The organism is Jeotgalicoccus halotolerans (assembly GCF_003387165.1).
Taxonomy (GTDB): domain Bacteria; phylum Bacillota; class Bacilli; order Staphylococcales; family Salinicoccaceae; genus Jeotgalicoccus; species Jeotgalicoccus halotolerans.
Map to the genome: position 1 here is coordinate 105,420 of NZ_QUMW01000014.1, position 22,249 is coordinate 127,668.

At 45.3% G+C, this 22,249-nt stretch carries 16 protein-coding genes; all 16 read left to right on the forward strand.

Annotation, left to right across the window (positions count from 1 at the left end):
- The 16 genes from rseP to DFR63_RS10010 all read left to right on the forward strand — a co-directional run bounded on the left by rseP (nt 1) and on the right by DFR63_RS10010 (nt 22,241).
- Nucleotides 1-1,284, forward strand: coding sequence for an RIP metalloprotease RseP (rseP, locus tag DFR63_RS09935; protein WP_115885791.1), 1,284 nt, complete (start codon nt 1-3; stop codon nt 1,282-1,284).
- A gap of 12 nt (nt 1,285-1,296) precedes the next feature.
- A complete protein-coding gene (locus tag DFR63_RS09940) occupies nt 1,297-2,991 on the forward strand; it encodes a proline--tRNA ligase (RefSeq protein ID WP_115885792.1) in 1,695 nt (564 codons plus the stop codon).
- Nucleotides 2,992-3,063: 72 nt separating this feature from the next.
- Nucleotides 3,064-7,347 carry a PolC-type DNA polymerase III gene (locus DFR63_RS09945; RefSeq protein WP_115885793.1) on the forward strand — a complete coding sequence of 1,428 codons (4,284 nt, stop codon included), beginning with the start codon at nt 3,064-3,066 and terminating at the stop codon, nt 7,345-7,347.
- A 117-nt stretch (nt 7,348-7,464) separates the two neighbouring features.
- Nucleotides 7,465-7,932 (forward strand): ribosome maturation factor RimP, encoded by a 468-nt coding sequence (rimP, locus tag DFR63_RS09950; RefSeq protein ID WP_115885794.1) that lies wholly within the window; start codon nt 7,465-7,467, stop codon nt 7,930-7,932.
- Between the two features lie 16 nt (nt 7,933-7,948).
- Entirely contained in the window at nt 7,949-9,004 is a 1,056-nt protein-coding gene (gene nusA, locus DFR63_RS09955) for a transcription termination factor NusA (protein ID WP_115885795.1), read from the forward strand.
- Between the two features lie 10 nt (nt 9,005-9,014).
- Nucleotides 9,015-9,299, forward strand: coding sequence for an RNase P modulator RnpM (gene rnpM / locus DFR63_RS09960; RefSeq protein WP_115885796.1), 285 nt, complete (start codon nt 9,015-9,017; stop codon nt 9,297-9,299).
- Complete coding sequence (locus DFR63_RS09965; protein ID WP_115885797.1) at nt 9,296-9,592, forward strand: L7Ae/L30e/S12e/Gadd45 family ribosomal protein; 297 nt, start codon at nt 9,296-9,298, stop codon at nt 9,590-9,592. The genes rnpM and DFR63_RS09965 overlap by 4 nt, the downstream gene beginning before the upstream one ends.
- A 14-nt stretch (nt 9,593-9,606) precedes the next feature.
- Nucleotides 9,607-11,703, forward strand: a complete 2,097-nt coding sequence (gene infB, locus DFR63_RS09970; protein ID WP_115885798.1) for a translation initiation factor IF-2 — start codon at nt 9,607-9,609, stop codon at nt 11,701-11,703.
- A 2-nt stretch (nt 11,704-11,705) separates the two neighbouring features.
- Complete coding sequence (gene rbfA / locus DFR63_RS09975) at nt 11,706-12,056, forward strand: 30S ribosome-binding factor RbfA (protein WP_115885799.1); 351 nt, start codon at nt 11,706-11,708, stop codon at nt 12,054-12,056.
- 87 nt (nt 12,057-12,143) lie between these two features.
- The gene (truB, locus tag DFR63_RS09980) at nt 12,144-13,094 is read left to right on the forward strand and encodes a tRNA pseudouridine(55) synthase TruB (RefSeq protein ID WP_115885800.1); all 951 of its coding nucleotides are present in this window, start codon (nt 12,144-12,146) and stop codon (nt 13,092-13,094) included.
- Complete coding sequence (gene ribF / locus DFR63_RS09985; RefSeq protein ID WP_115885801.1) at nt 13,081-14,019, forward strand: riboflavin biosynthesis protein RibF; 939 nt, start codon at nt 13,081-13,083, stop codon at nt 14,017-14,019. The genes truB and ribF overlap by 14 nt, the downstream gene beginning before the upstream one ends.
- A 159-nt stretch (nt 14,020-14,178) precedes the next feature.
- Nucleotides 14,179-14,448, forward strand: a complete 270-nt coding sequence (gene rpsO, locus DFR63_RS09990; protein ID WP_115885802.1) for a 30S ribosomal protein S15 — start codon at nt 14,179-14,181, stop codon at nt 14,446-14,448.
- Nucleotides 14,449-14,615: 167 nt separating this feature from the next.
- Nucleotides 14,616-15,626 carry a nuclease-related domain-containing protein gene (locus DFR63_RS09995; RefSeq protein ID WP_115885803.1) on the forward strand — a complete coding sequence of 337 codons (1,011 nt, stop codon included), beginning with the start codon at nt 14,616-14,618 and terminating at the stop codon, nt 15,624-15,626.
- A 253-nt stretch (nt 15,627-15,879) separates the two neighbouring features.
- A complete protein-coding gene (gene pnp / locus DFR63_RS10000) occupies nt 15,880-18,000 on the forward strand; it encodes a polyribonucleotide nucleotidyltransferase (RefSeq protein WP_115885804.1) in 2,121 nt (706 codons plus the stop codon).
- Nucleotides 18,001-18,030: 30 nt separating this feature from the next.
- Nucleotides 18,031-19,710, forward strand: coding sequence for a ribonuclease J (locus DFR63_RS10005; protein WP_115885805.1), 1,680 nt, complete (start codon nt 18,031-18,033; stop codon nt 19,708-19,710).
- An 83-nt stretch (nt 19,711-19,793) separates the two neighbouring features.
- On the forward strand, nt 19,794-22,241 hold the full coding sequence (locus DFR63_RS10010; protein WP_115885806.1) for an FtsK/SpoIIIE family DNA translocase: 2,448 nt from the start codon (nt 19,794-19,796) through the stop codon (nt 22,239-22,241).
- The last annotated feature ends 8 nt before the right edge of the window (nt 22,242-22,249 follow it).

Genomic DNA, 22,249 nt, shown 5'->3' on the forward strand with positions numbered 1-22,249 from the left:
GTGACAGGAATTTTAGCATTTATAGTCGTTTTCGGTGTGCTTGTTACCGTGCATGAATTCGGCCATATGTTCTTTGCAAAACGTGCAGGAATTATGTGTCCGGAGTTTGCCATCGGTATGGGGCCGAAAATCTTTTCATATAAATACAACGACACGCAGTACACGGTGCGTCTGTTGCCAATCGGCGGCTACGTAAGGATGGCTTCAAAAGATATGGAAGTTAATCCGCTGAATGCCGGTATGCGCATCAATATTAAATTAAATCAGAACGATGAAATTACACACATCCTGCTAGATGATAAACACAATTTCCAGCATGTCGAAGAGATTGAAGTCGTCGACAGCGACATCTCTGAACGGATGTACGTAACTGGATTAAAACTGAATGACAACAGTGAAGCGACTTATTATTTCAGCGATGAATGCTACTTCGTTGAAAACTCGGAGCTCGAACGTATCGCACCTTTGTCCGGCAGATTTGAAACGAAGAGTGTCTGGCAGCGTTTCTTAACGCTGTTTGCCGGACCGCTTTTTAATTTCCTGCTCGCTTTTGTTTTATTTACTATCCTGTTTTACATCCAGGGGAAACCGGTTGATGAACCGATTGTCGGTACGGTTATGGAAGATACGCCTGCAGCGGAAATTAATCTGGAAGAAGGCGACCGCATCCTTTCCATCGACGGTACAGAAGTCGACAGCTGGAGTCATATGACCCAGCTGATTCAGGAAGGCGAAGGCAATCCTCAGGAGCTGATGATTGAATCCGGAGAAGAATCGCGGACGGCAACGCTCGAACCGACGGTTGAATCTACGGAATTGCCTGACGGCACTGTGCAGGAACGTCTTATCATCGGTGTCGGCAGAGACTTTGAAGACGGCGTAATTGCTCCCGTATGGTGGGGTATCGAAGAAACTGTGTCCAGCATGTCACTCATCTTTGAACTCGTCGTCAATATGATCGGCACGATTTTTGCCGGCACCTTCAGTTTTGATATGCTGAACGGCCCGGTCGGCATTTATAAAGTAACGGAAACAGTCGCATCACAGGGCATTTTAGTGCTGATGAACTTTACTGCGCTGCTCAGTGTGAATTTAGGTATAATGAACTTACTGCCGATTCCAGCACTCGACGGCGGAAGAATTTTATTCGTGCTCTACGAAGGAATTTTCAGACGTCCGCTGAACCGCAAAGTGGAATTGAACATACAGTTAATCGGCGTATTATTCGTCTTAGTCATTATGGTGCTCGTCACCTGGAACGACATTAAAACATTTTTCTTATAGGAGTGAAATAATATGAGGCAATCACAAATGTTTATCCCTACACTTAGGGAAACACCTACAGAAGCCGAAAGTTTAAGCCACCGCCTGATGCTGAAGTCAGGTATGATTAAACAGCTCGCACGCGGTATATATGCATATTTGCCGATCACGCAGCTGGTGCTGAACAATATTCAGGATATTGTGCGTGAGGAAATGATGAATATCGGCGGTGCCGAAGTGCACCTGCCGGTGCTGCACCCGCGCGAATTATGGGAAGAATCAGGCAGATGGGAAGCATACGGCAAAGAGCTGATGCGAATTCGCGACCGTCATGACAGGGAGTTTGCTCTCGGGCCGACACACGAAGAAGTAATTACTTCGCTCGTCCGCGATGAACTGAAAAGCTATAAAAAGCTGCCGCTTACCTTATTCCAGATCCAAACGAAATTCCGAGATGAATTAAGACCGAGATTCGGCCTGCTCCGCGGACGTGAATTTATAATGAAAGATGCATACTCTTTCCATATCGATGAAGATTCGCTGGATAAAACGTACAGAGATATGTACGATGCCTACAGCCGCATCTTTACGCGTCTCGACTTAAACTACAGAGCAGTCGAGGCAGACGGCGGCTCTATCGGAGGCAGCCACACACATGAATTTATGGCGCTTGCAGATATTGGTGAAGATACTATCGTGTACACAGATGAAAGCAGCTATGCTGCAAACATTGAAAAAGCAGAATGTACACCGCCGAAAGAACGCAGTACTGAAGAAATGCTTGAAACCGAAAAAATCTCAACACCTGACATCGGCACGGTAAAAGAACTTGCTGATTTCCTCGATACCGATTTGACTTTAACGACTAAAACGATGGTTGTTAAAACGGATGACGGTCTGAAAATGATTGTCATCCGCGGTGACCAGGAGCTGAATGATGTTAAAGTGAAAGCTTACTTTGATACTGAAATGATCGATATGGCAGCGGATGAAGAAATTACAGCAGAATTGAATGCAGCACCCGGTTCTCTCGGTCCTGTCGGTTCGCCAATTCCCGTCTATCTTGATTACCAGGTCGAAGCGATGAGAAATTATCCGGTCGGGGCCAATGAAACGGGTTATCACTTATTAAATGTGAACCATGAACGCGACTTCGAAGCAGCCGGTACGGGGGACTTCAGATTTATTAACGAAGGTGAAACGGTTGCTGATGGTTCAGGTCCTGCTAAATTCATGCGCGGTATTGAAGTCGGCCAGGTATTTAAACTCGGCACTAAGTATTCCGAAGCTATGGATTTCAACGTACTCGACCAGAACGGCCGTGCAAAACCGGTTTTAATGGGCTGTTACGGTATCGGGATTTCACGTGTGCTGTCGGCAATCGTCGAAAGCCATCACGATGACAAAGGTATCTACTGGCCGAAATCAGTCACACCTTTTGATATTCACCTTATTACAGCGAATACGAAGGATGAAACGATTACCGGCACGGCTGCGGAAATTTACGATATTTTATCTAAAAACCACCGCGTGCTGTACGATGACCGCAACGAGCGCGCAGGCGTTAAATTTGCTGATTCGGAACTGATCGGCCTGCCTGTAAGAATCGTCGTCGGACGCGGCGCGAAAGACGGCATAGTCGAAGTAAAAGGTCGTCTTGACGAAGAATCTGCAGAAGTGCGGATTACAGACTTAACATCATATCTTGCAGACAATGACTACGCGTAAATCTTAGATTTACGCGTTTTTCTAGGAAGACAGGCGCAGGATGTGGAATTTTTAACTGGGAGTGTTTTCTAATTGGAAAGCCATGATAAATTAAAGATTTTACTTGAACAGGCAAATATCACTCAGAATAATTATTTGGAAGACGCTGAGCTGTCGCGTGTCGTTGTTGATGATGATGCACGGATCTGGCAGTTTCATCTGACAACATCGCGCATTATACCGAGCGCGCTGTACCAAATGATGAGTGCTAACATAAATAAAGCATTTAAAGACATTGCAAAAACGGAACTGATCATGTCGGCTGCAGAGTTCGATGAACAGCTCGTAACAGACTACTTCCCGCTCGCAGTACACAGTCTTTCTATCAATGACAATATAAAGCACCAGCTGGAAAGAACAGCTAAAAAACTCGATAACGGTGTGCTTTATATCGCGGTTAAGAATTCAATTGAACAGTCGCATTTCAACAGGCATATCAACGGCAACCTGCTGAATGCATATAAGTATTTCGGCATTTATTTAAAAGGACTTGAAGTAACAATTGACGATGATCTGCAGTCATCGCTGTCAGAAGCGCTTGAAAATAGAATCAGCGATGAACGGGAGGCACTCATTACCCAGTTTATTTCCGACAGGGAAAAACAGGCGGAGGAGACTGAGCGCAAAGGCAATGTGCCAAAACAAATCGGCAAACCGCAAACCTTTGACGGTGTGCGTCCTTTAGAAAATATTTTTGATGAAGAATACAGTGTCAAAATTGAAGGGCATATTTTTTCAAAAGAAGTACGCGATCTCCGGAGCGGGCGTAAAATCCTGCAGCTGAAATTAACCGACTACACGGATTCCATTATGGCGAAAATGTTTTCCCGTCACGGTAAAAATGATGACGAAGTTTTCGAAGTGCTGGAAGAAGGCGACTGGGTCATTATCGAAGGCCGGGTGGAATACGATGAATTTACGAAAGATATGGTCTTAAATATCCGAAATTTAACGGCGGTTAATAAGAAGCCGAAGCGCGATAATGCCGATAAAAAACGCGTGGAGCTTCACCTGCACTCAACGATGAGCCAGATGGACGGCATGACGAGTATTACAGAATATATTAAACGTGCGAAACAGTACGGTCATTCAGCCCTTGCGGTAACGGACCACAACAACGTCCAGGCTTTTCCGGATGCCTTTAACGCAACGAGCGGCGACGATGACTTTAAGATGATTTTCGGCATGGAGGGCATGCTTGTCGACGACGGCGCCCCAATTGCTTACAAGCCCCAGGATTACTCTCTTGAAGATCACGAATTTGTGGTCTTTGACGTGGAGACGACGGGACTGTCATCGAAGTATGATTCAATCATCGAGCTTGCCGGGGTTAAAGTGAAAAACGGCGAAGTCATCGATAAATTTGAACGTTTCAGCAACCCCGGAGAAAAGCTGTCGGAACTGATTAAAGAACTAACCGGGATTACCGATGATATGCTGGTCGGCGCGCCGGATATCAGTACTGTTATTACAGACTTTAAAGAGTGGGTCGGCGATGCTATATTCGTTGCGCACAATGCGAGCTTTGACATGGGCTTTATCGATGAAGCATATGAAAAAGAAGGTTTAGGCAAATCGACGAACGGTGTTATCGATACGCTCGAGCTGTCCCGCACAATTAATACCAATATGAAAAAACACGGCCTGAATATTTTGGCGAAGCAGTACAACGTTGATTTAACTCAGCATCACAGAGCGATTTACGATGCGGAAGCCACCGCTTATATTTTCATTAAAATGATGGCGCAGCTGAAAGCTGATTACGGGATTACGAACCACAAAGATATAAATTCGAGTCTGTCAAACAGCGATTCTTATAAAAGGGCCATGCCGACACATGTCTCTATACTGGTTCAGAACAATACGGGCTTAAAAAACTTATTTAAAATTGTCAGCCTGTCGCTGACCGATCACTTTTACCGGTCTGCACGGATTAAACGCCAGGTGCTGGAAGAACACCGCGAAGGACTCTTAATCGGCAGCGCCTGCGACAACGGTGAAGTTTTCACAGCCATGATGCAGAAATCCTATGAAGAAGCGAGAAATAAAGCGCACTTTTACGATTATCTCGAAGTATTTCCAAAACCCCTTTACCAGCGTCTTTTAGACCGGGAAGTGGTACGCGATGAGGCGACCCTTGAAGAAATTATTGAAAATATTATTAAGCTCGGCAAGGAGCTGGGTAAACCGGTCGTTGCAACCGGCAATGTCCATTACCTTGAAGAATCCGATAAACTGTCCCGGGACATTTTAGTGAAATCGAATCCGGGTAACCCGCTGTCCCGCGGTAATTTACCGGAAGCGCATTTCCGTTCCACAGAAGAAATGCTCGAACTGTTTGATTTTCTCGATGAAGATACTGCCTTTGAAATCGTCGTCGAGAATACGCAGAAAATAGCGAACATGATCGATAAAGTTGAAGTGATTAAGAAAGATCTGTATCCGCCAAAAATTGACGGTGCGGAAGAAGAAATCAGACAGATGAGCTACGACAACGCAAGAGCACTGTACGGCGAAGAGGTGCCGCAAATTGTAGTGGACCGCCTTGAAAAAGAGCTCGAGAGTATTATCGGAAACGGTTTTGCGGTTATTTACCTGATTTCGCACAAGCTCGTTAAGCGCTCGCTTGATGACGGCTATCTGGTAGGTTCACGGGGTTCCGTCGGGTCGAGTTTAGTCGCAACGATGACTGAAATTACCGAAGTCAATCCGCTGCCGCCGCATTATGTCTGCCCCGAGTGTAAAGAGTCAGAGTTCTTTACCGACGGTTCGGTATCGAGCGGTTATGACCTGCCCGATAAAAAATGCAGTAAGTGCGATGTTGATTTAATTAAAGAAGGCCAGGATATTCCCTTTGAAACCTTCCTCGGATTTAAAGGGGATAAGGTGCCTGATATCGACTTAAACTTCAGCGGTGTCTATCAGCCTAAAGCGCATAACTATACGAAAGATTTGTTTGGGGAGGACTATGTTTACCGCGCAGGGACTATCGGCACGGTCGCAGAAAAAACGGCCTTCGGTTACGTTAAGGGTTATCTCAATGATAACGGACTTCATAAGCGGGGGGCTGAGATCGACCGCCTCGTACTCGGCTGTTCCGGCGTTAAACGGACGACGGGCCAGCACCCGGGCGGTATTATCGTTGTGCCGGACAACATGGATATATACGACTTTACTCCTATTCAGTATCCGGCTGATGATGTCGAAGCCGAATGGAAGACGACGCACTTTGACTTCCACTCAATCGATAACAACTTATTAAAACTCGATATACTCGGACACGATGACCCGACGATGATCCGCATGCTGCAGGATTTATCCGGCATCGATCCGACCACAGTGCCGACCGACGACAAGGAAACGATGAAATTGTTCAGCGGCCCTGAATCTCTCGGTGTAACACCGGATCAGATTTTATGTAAAACGGGAACGCTCGGCATTCCGGAATTCGGAACGGGCTTTGTCCGCCAGATGCTGGAAGATACGAAACCGTCGACCTTCAGTGAACTCGTTCAGATTTCAGGACTGTCCCACGGAACGGATGTCTGGCTTGGCAACGCCCAGGATTTAATCCGGAAAGGGACGTGCGACCTGTCAAACGTTATCGGCTGCCGGGATGACATTATGGTAACCCTGATGTACAAAGGGCTGGAACCGAGTCTTGCGTTTAACATTATGGAAAAAGTGCGTAAAGGGAAAGGTCTGACTGAAGAGCACGAGCAGGCGATGAAAGATAACGGTGTTGAGAAATGGTACATTGAATCGTGCAAAAAAATTAAATACATGTTCCCTAAAGCTCACGCCGCAGCCTACGTGCTGAACTCGGTCAGAATTGCCTACTTTAAAGTGCATCACCCGCTCTTTTACTATGCGAGCTACTTTACAGTGCGGGCAACGGACTTTGATCTTCTGACGATGGTCAAAGATAAAGATACTATCCGCCACCGTGTCAATGAACTGAACCAGAACTTCCAGGAGCTGTCGAAGAAAGAAAAAGATACACTCGTCGTGCTGGAACTGGTCAATGAAATGGCGCAGCGCGGATTTAAAATGCAGCCTGTCAGCGTCGACAAGTCGGATGCCTTCGACTTTATTATTGAAGGCGATACGCTGATTCCGCCGTTTATAGCGGTGCCGGGCCTCGGTGCTTCAGTTGCAAGAAGAATAGTGGAAACACGCGAGGACGAGGGTTTTATCTCTAAAGAAGATTTAAATAAAAAAGCCGGCGTCTCACAGAAACTGATCGATTACCTGACCGAACTCGGGAGTCTTGATCATCTGCCGGACAAAGCTCAGCTGTCAATCTTTGACATCTAGTCTTCTTGCACGGTGTAATTGCTTATGGTATAATATTAGTGATTAAAAATACTCAGTCTGCAGGAGAAGAGCGGGTTCGCCCCGTTCTTCTCTTAGTTTTGAAAGGGGGACTTTGACATGAATGCAACCGAACAGAAAGTATTTACTCATGTCGAGCCAATTGCAAAAGACAACGATTTAAAACTGGTTGAAGTTAATTACGTTAAAGAAGGACCTGACTTTTTCCTTAGAATTTTCCTGGATAAAAAAGGCGGTATTTCACTCGATGATTGTGCAGCGTTCTCGGAAATAATCAGTGCGCAGCTTGACGAATGGGATATTATCGGGGGCGCGTATTATTTAGATGTGTCATCTCCCGGAGCAGAACGTCCGATTAAAGATGAGGAAGATCTCGAGCTTACGCTGAACAAAGGTATTTACGTTAAAACGTATCAGCAGATTGCCGGTGAAAAAGAGTGGACAGGTGTACTGACCGCTTACGATGAAAACTCTGTAACGATTGATTACAAAGTAAAAACACGAACAAAAACAATTACAATTGAACGGGACAAAATTGCAACAATAAGAAAAGCCGTCTTATTCTAGAATGGAGGAAAATTGAGTGAATCAGGAACTAATTAATGCAGTTGAATTTATTCATAAAGAAAAAAATATTCCTATGGAAGTGCTGACCGACGCAATTGAAGCAGCACTGATTACTGCATATAAGAAAAACTATACAGACCACAAAAACGTTTCAATCGATTTAAATATGGAGACAGGTGCCTACCATGTAATTTCGCGTAAAGATGTTGTTGCAGAAGTGGAAGATCCGACTGCAGAAATCGATCTCTTAACAGCGCAGAACTATAATCCGGCCTATGAAATCGGTGATCCGTTTGATGAGGATGTAACACCTCAGGACTTTAACCGCGTCGGTGCACAGGCTGCAAAACAAGCAGTAATGCAACGTATCCGCGATGCTGAACGCGGCATTTTATACGATGAATTTATCAACAAAGAAGACGAAGTGCTGACAGGTTTAATCGACCGTGTCGACCACCGTTTCGTGTATATCCAGCTCGGCAAAACAGACGCGGTGCTTGCTGAATCGGAACGTATGCCGAATGAATCTTATATTCCGAACGAGCGCATTAAAGTATATGTCAACAAGGTTGAACAGACGACTAAAGGACCGCAGATTTTCGTCTCGAGAACGCACCCGAATCTCTTGAAACGTTTATTTGAAGAAGAAGTGCCGGAAATTTTTGACGGAACAGTTGAAGTAATGAGCGTAGCGCGTGAAGCGGGCGAACGTTCTAAAATCAGCGTCTACGCTAAAAATACAGATGTCGATGCTGTCGGTTCATGTGTCGGTGCAAGAGGTGCACGTGTGGAAGCCATCGTCGATGAGCTGAACGGTGAAAAAATCGATATCGTCCTCTGGGATGAAGATCCGAAAGTATTCGTCAAAAACGCACTCAGCCCGTCACAGGTTGTCAGTGTAAACGTCGATGAAGAGAACAAGTCTACAGTCGTAGTCGTTCCCGACCATCAGCTTTCTCTGGCAATTGGTAAAAAAGGACAAAATGCACGTCTTGCTGCAAAACTCACTGGCTGGAAGATCGATATTAAAAGCGAATCAGATGCTCTGAATGAGGGCATCAGTAACGACTAGAGGTGAAAATATGGCACGGAAAATTCCGATGCGCAAATGCATCCTGACGAATGAAATGCATCCGAAAGCAGATTTAATCCGCGTCGTTGTAAACAAGGAAGGCGAAGTTGCTGCTGACGCAACCGGCAAGAAAAACGGCCGCGGCAGCTACGTCGTAAAAGATCTCGACAAGGTCAATAACGCCCGCGGTAAAAAAGTGCTTGAAAAAGTACTCGGTAAAACGACCGAAACACTGGACCCGGTCTACGATGAAATTATCCGTCTTATTTACAGAGAGGATATTCCAAAACGATGAACGATAAAATTTTAAATTATATCGGCCTCGCCACCGGCGCAGGCAAAACTGTTACCGGTGAAGAGAAAACCCTTGAAGCTATAAAAAGCGGCAGAACAAAAGTTGTGTTGCTGGCTGCAAATGCGGGTAAAAGTACTGCAAAGAGAATTAAAGACAAATGTGCAAGCTATGATGTCACTGTCATTGACAAGTACACAAACGAAGAGCTGTCTCAGGCGACCGGCACATATAACAGGGTCGTACTGGCAATTGCCGACAAGGGATTCGCCAGAAAGATAAAAGAGCTCCTATAGAAGGGATTGGTTCAATGAGTAAAATAAGAATTCATGAATACGCCAAAGAAAAAGGTTTAACAAGCAAGGAAATTATCGATTTTCTGGAATCGAAAAATATCGAGGTTAAAAGCCATATGTCTTCACTGGAAGATGACGTGCTGAAAGTTCTCGATGCCGAGTTTAATAAGAATGCCAAAGATGCAGCTCAAAAACCGGCCGGTAATAAACCTGCTGCTAAACAAAACAGCAAACAGAACCAGCAGAAAAATAATAACAATAAAAATCAAAGAAATAAGCAAAACCAGAAAAATTCGAAAAACAAAGCTCCTAAAAACCAGGAAGCCAAAAAACAGGAGTCGAAAAAGGCTGAACCTGAAAACAAGCATTTCACATACGAAGAGGGAATTACAGTCGGTGAACTGGCTGAGAAAATCGGCGTAGATTCTTCAGTTATCGTTAAAGACTTATTTATGCTAGGTATCGTGACGAACATTAACCAGTCGCTCGACCAGGATTCGGTTGAAGTCGTAGCAGAAAACTACGGTTTTACTTCTGAACTTGAAGTCTTTGTAGACGATACGGATCTCACGAACTTCTTCGACCTTGAAGAAGAAAACCTCGATGAAGAACGTCCGAGCGTCGTCACAATTATGGGCCACGTTGACCACGGTAAAACTACGCTCTTAGATTCGATCCGCAACACGAAAGTGACTGCAGGTGAGGCGGGCGGTATTACTCAGCATGTCGGCGCTTACCAGATTGAACACGGCGGCAAAAAAATCACTTTCTTAGATACTCCCGGACACGCGGCTTTCACAACTATGCGTGCAAGGGGAGCACAGGTGACAGACATTACTATTCTTGTCGTTGCAGCAGACGACGGAGTAATGCCTCAGACAATTGAAGCGATCAACCACGCGAAAGCGGCAGAAGTGCCGATTATCGTCGCAGTCAACAAAACTGACAAACCGACAGCGAACGCAGACCGCGTTATGACTGAACTCGGTGAATACGGTCTTTATCCGGAAGCATGGGGCGGGGATACAATTTTCGTTCCGCTGTCTGCACTGACAGGCGAGGGTATCGATGAACTGCTTGAAATGATTACTTTAGTCGGTGAAATGGCTGAACTTAAGACGACGAGCAAGATGGCTGCAATCGGTACGGTAATCGACGCAGAACTCGACAAATCACGCGGACCTGCAGCGAGCCTGCTCGTCCAGCACGGAACGCTTAACGTCGGAGACTCTATCGTAGTCGGCTCGACTTTCGGTAAAGTCCGCGCCATGGTTTCAGACACTGGCCAGCGGATTAAATCTGCAGGCCCGTCGGTACCGGTTGAAATTACGGGTATCAATGATGTGCCTGAAGCAGGCGACCGTTTCGTAGTCTTCGAAGACGATAAAAAAGCGCGTTCCATCGGTGAAGCGCGTCACGAAGATAAGATTATGCGCGACAGAGAAGTTAACCAGAAAGTATCGCTCGATAACTTGTTCGAACAGATGAAAGAAGGCGAGATGAAAGATCTCAATATCATCATCAAAGGTGACGCACAAGGTTCGGTTGAGGCATTGGCTGCTTCATTGATGAAGATCGACGTCGAAGGAGTTAATGTACGCATCATCCATACAGGTGTCGGTGCAATTAACGAATCAGACGTTACGCTCGCAAACGCTTCAAGCGCGATTATTATCGGCTTTAATGTCCGTCCGGATGTCAATGCGAAACGCGCAGCTGAGCAAAACCAGATTGATATGAGACTCCACCGCATTATTTACAAAGTTATCGAAGAAATCGAATCGGCTATGAAGGGTATGCTTGACCCTGAATACGAAGAGAAAGTTATCGGTAATGTCGAAGTGCGTGAAATCTTTAAAGTATCGAAAGTCGGTACGATTGCGGGAGCTTATGTTACAGACGGCAAAATTACACGTGACAGCGGCGTGCGCGTAATCCGCGACGGCATTGTCGTGTTCGAAGGCGAACTCGATACGCTGAAACGATTCAAAGACGATGCAAAAGAAGTCACTGCAGGTTACGAATGTGGACTGACAATTAAGAACTTCAACGATATCAAAGAGGGCGACCAAATAGAGCCATTCATTATGGTAGAGATTGAGAGGAAATAATTATGTCAACGAGAAATGAACGCATAGCAGAAGAAATTAAAAAAGTGCTGAGCGAAGAAATCCGTACAACAGTAACAGAGAAAGAACCGGACATCGGCATGGTAACTATTACTGAAGTCGAAGTTACAAAAGAAAATGAAACAGCGACCGCTTATTATACGTCGCTGAACAGCAACAGAGAATTCGTGCAGGAAACGCTCGATAAGTTCAACGGTCTTTTCAGAAAAGCTGTTGCGACTAACATCCGTCTCCGTAAAGCACCGGAAGTGAAGTTTAAATACGATACTTCCATCGATTACGGACAAAAGATTGAATCGCTCCTGAGCGACATCAAAGAACGCGACGATAAGTAATATAACAAGATAAGCCGCACTCGTATTCCCCGCCGGGAGCCGGGTGCGGCTTTTTCTTCTTCTACATAAAATAAGCAGGTGAAGATAATGGCAAATAATAATATTCACGGCGTGATTCCAGTCGATAAACCCGCCGGCATGACTTCGCACGATGTCATCTATAAAATGCGCCGCGTGCTCGGGACTAAAAAAGTCGGCCACACAGGCACGCTCGATCCGTCGGTGACAGGGGTGCTTCCGATCGTTATCGGAGATGCGACCAAGCTGACTGAAATTCTCCAGGAACGCGAGAAACGCTACAGCGCGACTGTCACACTCGGACGCACAACAGATACAGAAGATGCGACAGGGAAGACACTTGAAACTGAAGCAGTTCTTGAAGGCAGTTTAAATAAAAAAGATGTCGTCGCTGTCATAGAACAGTTTAAAGGCGACTATCATCAGACTGTGCCGCTGTACAGTTCCGTCCGCGTCAACGGCCGGAAATTGTACTGGTACGCGCACGAAGGGATTGAAGTGGAACGCCCCTCGCGGACAGTGCAGATTAAAAATCTGGAACTCACTTCAGACCTCAGATATGAGGAAGGGACAATATCTTTTGACATTGATGTCACCTGCTCAAAAGGCACTTATATCCGCACGCTCGCAGTCGATATCGGCCGCGCGCTCGGCTATCCTGCACATATGTCCTATCTCCGCCGGACTGGCTCCTGCGGATTTTCAATCGACCAGGCCATTGCGCTCGGCGATTTAAGAGACGGCACGGTAAAAGCAGAGCCGATTCCCATCATCGATATGCTGGATGATATATTGAGATACGACATTCAAGATGAAGATTTATTATTTCAAATCACACACGGGCAAAAAGTAGTAAAAAGTGATATATTAACAATGCTGGGTTTAACTGACCTCGATACTATTTTATTTACCCGCGGTGAGATGCCGCTCGGAATTTACAAAACACATCCCGAAAAACCTGATCAGTTAAAACCATTTAAAATGTTTAATAACTTATGGGGGACTTATGGAAATAATTAAATTGCACTATCCAAACGATGAAGCACTTTCAAACATAGAGCCGTCAGCAGCAGCGCTGGGCTTTTTTGACGGCCTCCATTTAGGGCATCTCGATGTCATCAATACGATGAAGGAAATCGCAGCAGAACGAGGTTTGAAAAAAGCGGTCATGACCTTCGACCCGCATCCTTCCGTCGTGCTCGACCCTAAAAAACAGCGTACAACCTACCTGACGCCGTTTGACATTAAAATGAAGAAACTGGAAGAACTCGACATAGATTATGTATTTGTGATTAACTTTTCCAGTGCTTTTGCAGGACTCGATAAAGATTATTTCGTCAAGGAATACCTTATTAGCAGCAACATTAAAGAAGTCATTGCAGGATTCGATTATACATACGGCAAAAAAGGCAGCGGTACAGTCGCAGACTTAAAACTGTATGAAGAGTTCAATACGACAGAAGTCGGCAAGCATGAAATGCTGGACAGTAAAGTATCGACGACCCGCATCCGCGAATATCTCGATAACCACGAACTCGATAAGGCAAACGCAGCTCTAGGCCGCGCTTATGATATCGAAGGCATTGTAGTTCAAGGCGAGAAGCGCGGCCGGACAATCGGCTTCCCGACTGCAAACATCGAACCCAACTACCGCTATTTCATGCCGGCAAAAGGTTCATATGCTGTGACGATGACGATTGAAAACGACGACACGCTCTATAAAGGAGTTGCGAGCGTGGGGGTTAAACCGACCTTCCATGACAATGCGCGCCTTACGACGGAAGTTTACATCTTCGACTTCGCCCGCGATATTTACGGAGAAAACGTTACGGTTCACTGGCATTACTTCGTCCGCGATGAAGAAAAATTCGACGGCATCGAACCGCTGATCGCGGCAATTGATTCTGATGCGAAGATTGCGCGCGAGCTGCTCCGAGACCTGTAGGCTGACATTTTTAAGAGGACCGGTTTTTATCTTGTAAATGAATACTTGATATGAAGCTTAAAAAAGTATATAATATTACGAGTACCGTATCTTGGCATTGTTGAAACTCCGACGCATGCTCGGATATTGGTGTATATAAATTATTAGGAGGAAATTATAATGGCAATTTCACAAGAAAGAAAAACAGAATTAATCGAAGAATACCGCGTACACGAAACTGACACTGGGTCACCAGAAGTTCAAATCGCTGTATTAACAGAAGAAATCAACACATTAAACGATCACCTGCGCACGCACAAGAAAGACCACCACTCAAGACGCGGTCTTCTTAAAATGGTAGGACGCCGCAAGCACCTGCTGACTTACCTGCGCAACAAAGACGTAGTAAGATACCGCGACTTAATCGCTAAACTTGGACTACGCCGTTAATCTATAAACTTTCGATCCGCCCCTCTGCAGAGGAGCGGATTTTTTTGTTTTTTGCTGATTATGATACGCAGTTTTTCAATTTTCGCATTTACCTCGGATATTGGTAGGAAACTCCGGAATTTCATCTATATTTATAGTGAGGAGTATTCTTAAAAAGGAGAGGTTAAATGTTTTTAAACAGCAGAAAAATACCGGCGGAACTTTTACATTATAGAGCGTTGCAGAAGAGACGTCATTTGAATGCTGCCGAAGACCGTCAGTTTAAAATATATAGAAGCGGTTATGAAGGCGAATGCTTATACGATAAAATTTTTGATGAAACAGGACACAGCAATCTTTATATTTTTAGAGATGTTTATCTTGCTGCAGGAAATTCGGGAGGTCAGTATGACAGTCTGGTTATTGCGGAAGATGCTGTTGTTGTCAATGAAATTAAAAATTACCGGGGAGAATACTATTATAAAAACGGCAGATTTTCGAGGAATAATGAAGTAATTCCCGATAATCCATTTTCACAAGTCGACCGGGCAGTCGGAAAATTATACCGCATATGCAGAAATTATAATGTCACTGTTGAGATAACGGGTAAGGTGATATTTCCAAATGATGACTTCAGACTGTATTCAGAGGATAACTCGATTTGGAAGAATGTCGTCATCCGTATGGATCTGAAGAAATACTTCCGTGAGTTTAAAGAGAACTTTAATACCGGGAAGGCGGATAAACTTGTATCATTAATTCGCGCACATATAACTGAAAATCCATATTTTAACGGGAGCCTAGATGTCGGCCAAATCCGAATGGGGATTTATTGCGGGGAATGCGGAAGTTTTAATCTAGAAAAGGGACGTTTCCAGTTAACTTGCGCTGAGTGCGGTACAATAGAAAGTAACGAAACGCATCTGCTCCGCGCTATGAGCGACCATAAGTTCCTGTTTTATAATCAGCCGATGACGAAACGGTCGCTGCTGAGATTAATAGATCATCAGCTGCATGGTAGGACAGTGCTTCGTTCACTTCAAAGGCATTGTGATGTAATTAAAAAAGGAAGGCAGACATCATATGAGTTTAGATATTATGATGGCAATGCAGCATTGAAAGAAACGAAGAAAGTACAGAGGTATAAGGATAAGCCTGGCAACAAGATAAAAGAGCAGCGAGACTATAGTACTGAGTGACAATGAGTTGTTTTCATAGTCACGCATCACCGTCCTAGTGACAATGAGCAGATTTCATAGTCACGCAGCGCCGTCCTAGTGACAATGAGCGGATTTCATAGTCACGCATCACCGTCCTAGTGACAATGAGCACCTCCCATAGTCACGCAACCCCCGCCAGCGCTCTAAAACCCGACACCTTTTTATATATATATTTCACAGCAAAAATGATATGATAATTATAAGTGCCAAAGCTAAGGAGAGAAAACAAATTATGAATGAACAGACTAAACAAGTGTTTGAAACTGAGTGGGGCGGCCGCCCGCTTATTATAGAGTACGGAGAGATGGCTAAGCAGGCGAGCGGTTCTGTACTTGTACGTTACGGCGATACAGTAGTGCTCTCTACAGCGACAGGATCGAAAGAACCGAAAAATATCGGTTTCTTCCCGTTAACAGTAGCTTACGAGGAGAAAATGTACGCAGCGGGGAAAATTCCCGGCGGCTTCAACAAGCGTGAAGGGCGTCCGAGTGAAGATGCGACGCTCACGAGCCGTTTAATCGACAGACCGATTCGTCCCCTGTTCCCGGACGGCTACCGTCACGACGTACAGGTAATGTCTATAGTGCTTTCTGTAGACAATAATGCATCTCCCGAAATGGCAGCAATGCTCGGATCTTCAATGGCGCTTAGCGTCTCGGATATTCCTTTTGACGGCCCGATTGCGGGTGTTACTGTCGGTTTAATCGACGGGGAGTTTATCATCAATCCGACAGCAGAACAGCAGGAAAAATCGGAACTTGAACTTCAAGTTGCGGGGACTTACGACGCAGTAAACATGGTGGAAGCAGCGGCACAGGAAATTCCTGAAGATATTATGTTAAAAGCGATTCTTTTCGGTCACGAAAACATTAAGGAACTTGTCCAGTTCCAAAACGATGCAATTGCTGAAATTAAACCTGTTAAACGCGAAGTTGAAATCGAGCAGATTGACGAGGACTTCCGCGCACAGATTACAGCTCAGGCTGAAAGCATGGACCTGTATGCTAAAATTCAGGAGAACGACAAGCAGACACGCGAAGAAAATATTTCTTCAGTCAAGCAGGATATTATCGCAAGTCTCGACGAAGATGCTGAAGATTACGACGCACTCGCAGCAGATGCATCGGCTATTTTCGACGACCTTGTTAAAGCTGAAGTCCGCCGTCTAATCACAGACGATAAAATCCGTCCTGACGGCCGCGAACCGGCAGAAATCCGCCCCTTAAATTCACAGGTGGGACTGCTTCCGCGCACGCACGGTTCAGCTTTATTTACACGCGGACAGACTCAGGCGCTGTCTGTTGCAACGCTCGGCGGCCTCGGCGAGCACCAGATTATCGACGGTCTCGGTACAGAAGACAACAAACGCTATATGCACCACTATAACTTCCCGAATTTCTCTGTCGGCGAAACAGGTCCAATCCGCGGACCGGGCCGCCGCGAAATCGGTCACGGAGCACTCGGGGAACGTGCGCTGTTGCAGGTTATCCCGAATGAAACGGACTTCCCGTACACGATTCGCGTCGTGTCTGAAGTACTTGAATCGAACGGTTCTTCTTCACAGGCATCAATCTGCGGTTCGACATTAGCCTTAATGGATGCAGGTGTGCCGATTAAAGCACCGGTAGCGGGTATTGCTATGGGACTTGTTAAGAAAGATGAAAATTACACAATTCTGTCTGATATTCAGGGCATGGAAGATGCGCTTGGAGATATGGACTTTAAAGTTGCGGGAACTCCGAAGGGAATTACTGCGATTCAGATGGATATTAAAATCGACGGTTTAGATGAAGCGATTTTACAGGAAGCACTTGAGCAGGCACGCATCGGCCGCCTGCACATTTTAGATAATATGCTTGCAACAATCAACGCGCCGCGCACTGAACTATCAGCACACGCGCCGAAAGTTGAAGTTATGCATATTAAACCTGCTAAAATCCGCGACGTTATTGGACCGGGCGGTAAGAAGATTAATGAAATTATCGACGCGACAGGTGTTAAACTGGATATCGAACAGGATGGTACTGTCTTCATCGGTTCGAGCGACCAGGAAGCAATTAAAGAAGCGAGTAAAATTATCGAAGATATTACACGCGAAGCGGTTGTCGGCGAAATTTATAACGGCGAAGTGCGCCGCATCGAGAAATTCGGCGCTTTCGTTCAGCTCTTCCCGGGCAAGGATGCACTCGTGCATATTTCCCAGCTCGATAATACACGTGTCAACAAGGTTGAAGATGTCGTTAAAATAGGCGATAAAATCCTCGTTAAAGTAACGAATATCGATAACCAGGGACGCGTTAACGCATCACGCAAAGAATTACTGGAAACAGATAAAGAAAAAAAAGAAGACTAAAATAACTGCCGGATATTATCAAAGGAGGACATCAATGTGAAGAAAGAAAGTAAAAAAGCACATGTGAAAATCGTTCCTCTCGGCGGCGTTGGCGAGATTGCAAAAAACATGTATGTCGTTGAAGTTGACGACGATATGTTTATTCTCGATGCAGGTCTTATGTTCCCGGAAGATGAAATGCTGGGTATCGACATCGTCATACCTGATATTTCATACGTTCTGGAGAACAAAGATCGCCTGAAGGCGATTTTTGTTACACACGGACATGAAGACTCAATCGGTGCAATTCCTTACATTATTCAAGAATTAAACGTACCTGTTTACGGCTCCCGTTTAACCCTTGCTTTAATTAAAGAACGTCTGAAAGAGAAGAACGTTAAAAAGAAAGTTAAGTTTTATGCAATCAATAATGAATCTGTTATGAAGTTCGGCGATACGAACGTGGAGTTTTTCGAAACATCCCACAGTATCCCGGATTCATACGGCATCAGCATGAATACACCTTACGGTGCAGTCGTCTACACCGGCGAATTTAAATTCGACCAGAGCTTAAAAGGCAACTACGACTACAATATGGCAAAGATGTATTCACTCGCCGAGAAGAATAAAACGCTCGCGCTGATCAGCGATTCGACAGAAGCTGAGAAACCGGGCTACAACGTGGCGGAGAATTTAATCGAAGACCACATTTTAGACGCCTTCCAGAAGTCTAAAAACCGCATTATCGTATCATGCTACGCGTCGAACTTCGTACGCATCCAGCAGGTGCTGACCAATGCTGCGAAAGTAAACCGCAAAGTGTCGTTCCTCGGACGCACGCTTGAATCATCATTTAAAGTAGCAAGAAAACTCGGATATTTCGATATTCCGGACGGTCTGCTTCTGCCGAGTCATGAAATTAAAGACTACCCGGACAATGAAGTTGTTATTATCGCTACAGGTTCACAGGGTGAACCGATCGAAGCGCTCGGCAAAATGTCGCGCGGCCAGCACGAAGTAACGAATATTAAAGAAGGCGACGAAGTGTATATTTTAACGACGCCTTCATCGAACATGGAAGTTGTCCTGTACACGACGCTTAACGAACTCGTTAAGGCCGGTGCTGTAATCAACACACCGTCGAAAAATATTCACGCTTCAGGCCACGGACTTGCAGAAGAGCTTAAAATGATGCTGAATATCTTTAAACCGGAATACTTTATTCCTGTTCAGGGTGAGTTTAAAAGCCAGATTGCGCACGCGCGTCTCGCATCTGAAGCAGGTGTGAAAGCAGAAAATATTTTCCTGCTTGAAAAAGGGGATGTCGTTCAGTATGACGGCGAGAAGATGTTCAGTACCGAAAAAGTCGAAGCAGGCAACGTCCTGATTGACGGCAGCGGTGTCGGCGATGTCGGCAACATTGTGCTCAGGGACCGCAGACTGCTCTCTGAAGACGGGATCTTTATCGCGGTTGTTACTATTAACCGTGAGACGAGATCAATTACGGCAGGACCTGAAATTCAATCCCGCGGATTCGTCTACGTGAAAGAATCGGAAGCGCTGATAAAAGAAGCATCCGAGCACGTCAGAGGTATTGTCGAAGACAATATCAGTGCGGGCAAAATTGAATGGAGTGTCTTAAAACAAAATATCAGAGATGACCTTGGCAAATTCCTATACGATGAAACGAAGCGTCGTCCGATGATTATTCCAATCATTTCTGAAATATAATAGAGTGTAAACCGGCGGAGATATTAGGATAACCTTATATCTCCGTTGTTATAATTAAAAAGTGAAAATGAAGGTGGTAAAAGATGGCGACTAAACGAAAGCGCACTGCGAAAAAGAAAAACAATGATAAGAAAACGTATTATGCGAGTTTTGCTTTAATCATTATTATTTTACTTATCATTACAGTATTCCAGCTGGGCCTCGTCGGAGAATATACCGATGCAGTGTTTAATTTTCTTTTTGGCACAAGCCGCTACTTTACATACCTCGTGTTATTGCTCGCGAGTTTCTATTTGGCGACACATTTAAAATTCCCGTTTACAAAACGCATGCTCGGCTATTTAATGATGCAGTTCGGCCTCTTGTTCCTGCTGCACTCGATCTTGTATTTATCGGACCGTCCGAGAACAGACAATTATTTCAGTTTTAACGATATGCTCGTCATGACGAGAGAGCCGGGTTTTGACTTTACCGGCGGCGGCATTATCGGACAGACCTTATTCAATTTTTCAGCGACCGGCATCAGCTTCTTCGGGACGCTCTTAATCGGCTTAATCTTCATTTATATGAGCATTATTATCGTCCGTCACAAGAGCATTGAGGAGTCGCTCCGGAATGACTTTAATTTTGTTATCCGGGGACTGACTGCTATCGGAGCTGGAATCGTCAGCCTGTTTGAAAGACTGGCTGAATGGTTCCAGAACCGTCCGAAGAAAGAAAAAGAAGTCAAAAAGAAACCGAAATCAAAACCAAAAGCAAAATCAGAACCGATTATCGAAACGCCGGCCGAAGACACGCCGCTTGAAAAGCGTACCGACAAAAAACAGAAGGCGCGCTTCAGTAAGAAAGATGAGCCTGAAACAGATTCACTCTTAGAAGAAGCGGACGAATATGTTGAACCGGAAGTCTACGATTCGGAAATTCTGATGGAAGAATATAAAGATACAGAGGCGCCTGAAGATACGACCGCGAAAGATCACGCGCTTGAGATAGAAAAAGAAGTTGCGGAGAAAAAAGAACTTGAATATGACACGCCGGATGATGACGGTGCAGTTGATATTCCCGAAGGCGAGGCAGCTGACAGTGAATTCGAAGAGTTCGATGATAAAGAACTCAAGCAGCTTATCGAGTACAAGCTGCCGTCGATCGACCTGCTTAACGATACAGAACCGGGCGAGAAAGTCAGCAACAAGGAAGTCATCCAGCAGGGGCGTATTCTGGAAGAAACGCTTAAGAACTTTAATGTCAATGCGAAAGTGTCTAAAATCCGTATCGGACCTGCTGTAACGCAGTTTGAAATCCAGCCGGACGTCGGAGTGAAAGTATCTAAAATCATCAATCTTCAAAACGATATTGCGCTCAGTTTAGCTGCAAAAGATATCCGCATTGAAGCGCCGATACCGGGCAAATCAGCAGTCGGCATCGAAGTGCCGAATTCAGTCGTCAGCATGGTTACGCTGCGCGAAGTGATTAAACGGAAGTCGTCGGATAATCCGCTTGAAGTCGCACTCGGTAAAGATATTTCCGGTGCGCCGATTATGGCTGAACTCAACAAGATGCCTCACCTGCTCGTCGCAGGTTCAACAGGAAGCGGTAAGTCGGTTTGTATAAACGGCATTATCGTCAGCATTCTCTTAAATGCGAAACCGCATGAAGTTAAAATGATGATGATCGACCCGAAAATGGTTGAGCTGAACGTCTATAACGGTATTCCGCATCTGTTAGCGCCGGTGGTTACGAATCCGCAGAAAGCAAGTGATGCCTTAAACCGCATCGTGAGTGAAATGGAAAGAAGATACGACCTCTTCAGTGCATCGCATACGAGAAATATTGAAGCTTACAACCAGTATCTTGAGCGCCAGGCAGATGATCCTGAGAAAGTGCAGAAACTGCCTTACATCGTCGTTATTGTCGATGAGCTCGCGGACTTAATGATGGTGGCTTCAAAAGATGTGGAGGCGTCGATTACGCGGATTGCACAGATGGCGCGGGCAGCGGGTATTCATTTAATTATCGCCACCCAGCGCCCGTCTGTCGATGTTATTACGGGTATTATTAAAGCGAATATTCCGTCGAGAATCGCCTTCAGTGTAAGTTCTCAGACGGACTCACGGACAATTATCGATTCGATGGGTGCAGAGAAACTGCTCGGACGCGGGGACATGCTGTTCCTGCCGTCCGGCCGTTCGAAGCCGATCCGCGTCCAGGGTGCTTTCCTCGATGATGATGAAGTGACAGATATCGTGAAGTTCATTACAGATCAGATGAAAGCAAATTATGAGAAATCAGTTATAATGAATCAGAAGGAGACAGTAAGTGCGCCGGTTGAATCGGAAGATGAACTTTATCCGGATGCAAAATGGTTTGTAATCGAAGAACAGCGCGCGTCGGCAAGTCTTCTGCAGCGCCAGTTCAGAGTCGGCTACAACCGTGCAGCGCGTCTCGTCGATGATTTGGAAGCGAACGGGGTGATCGGACCCGCGAGCGGCTCCAAGCCGCGCAGTGTCCTGATTGAAAACCATGAAGATTAGTTAGGAGT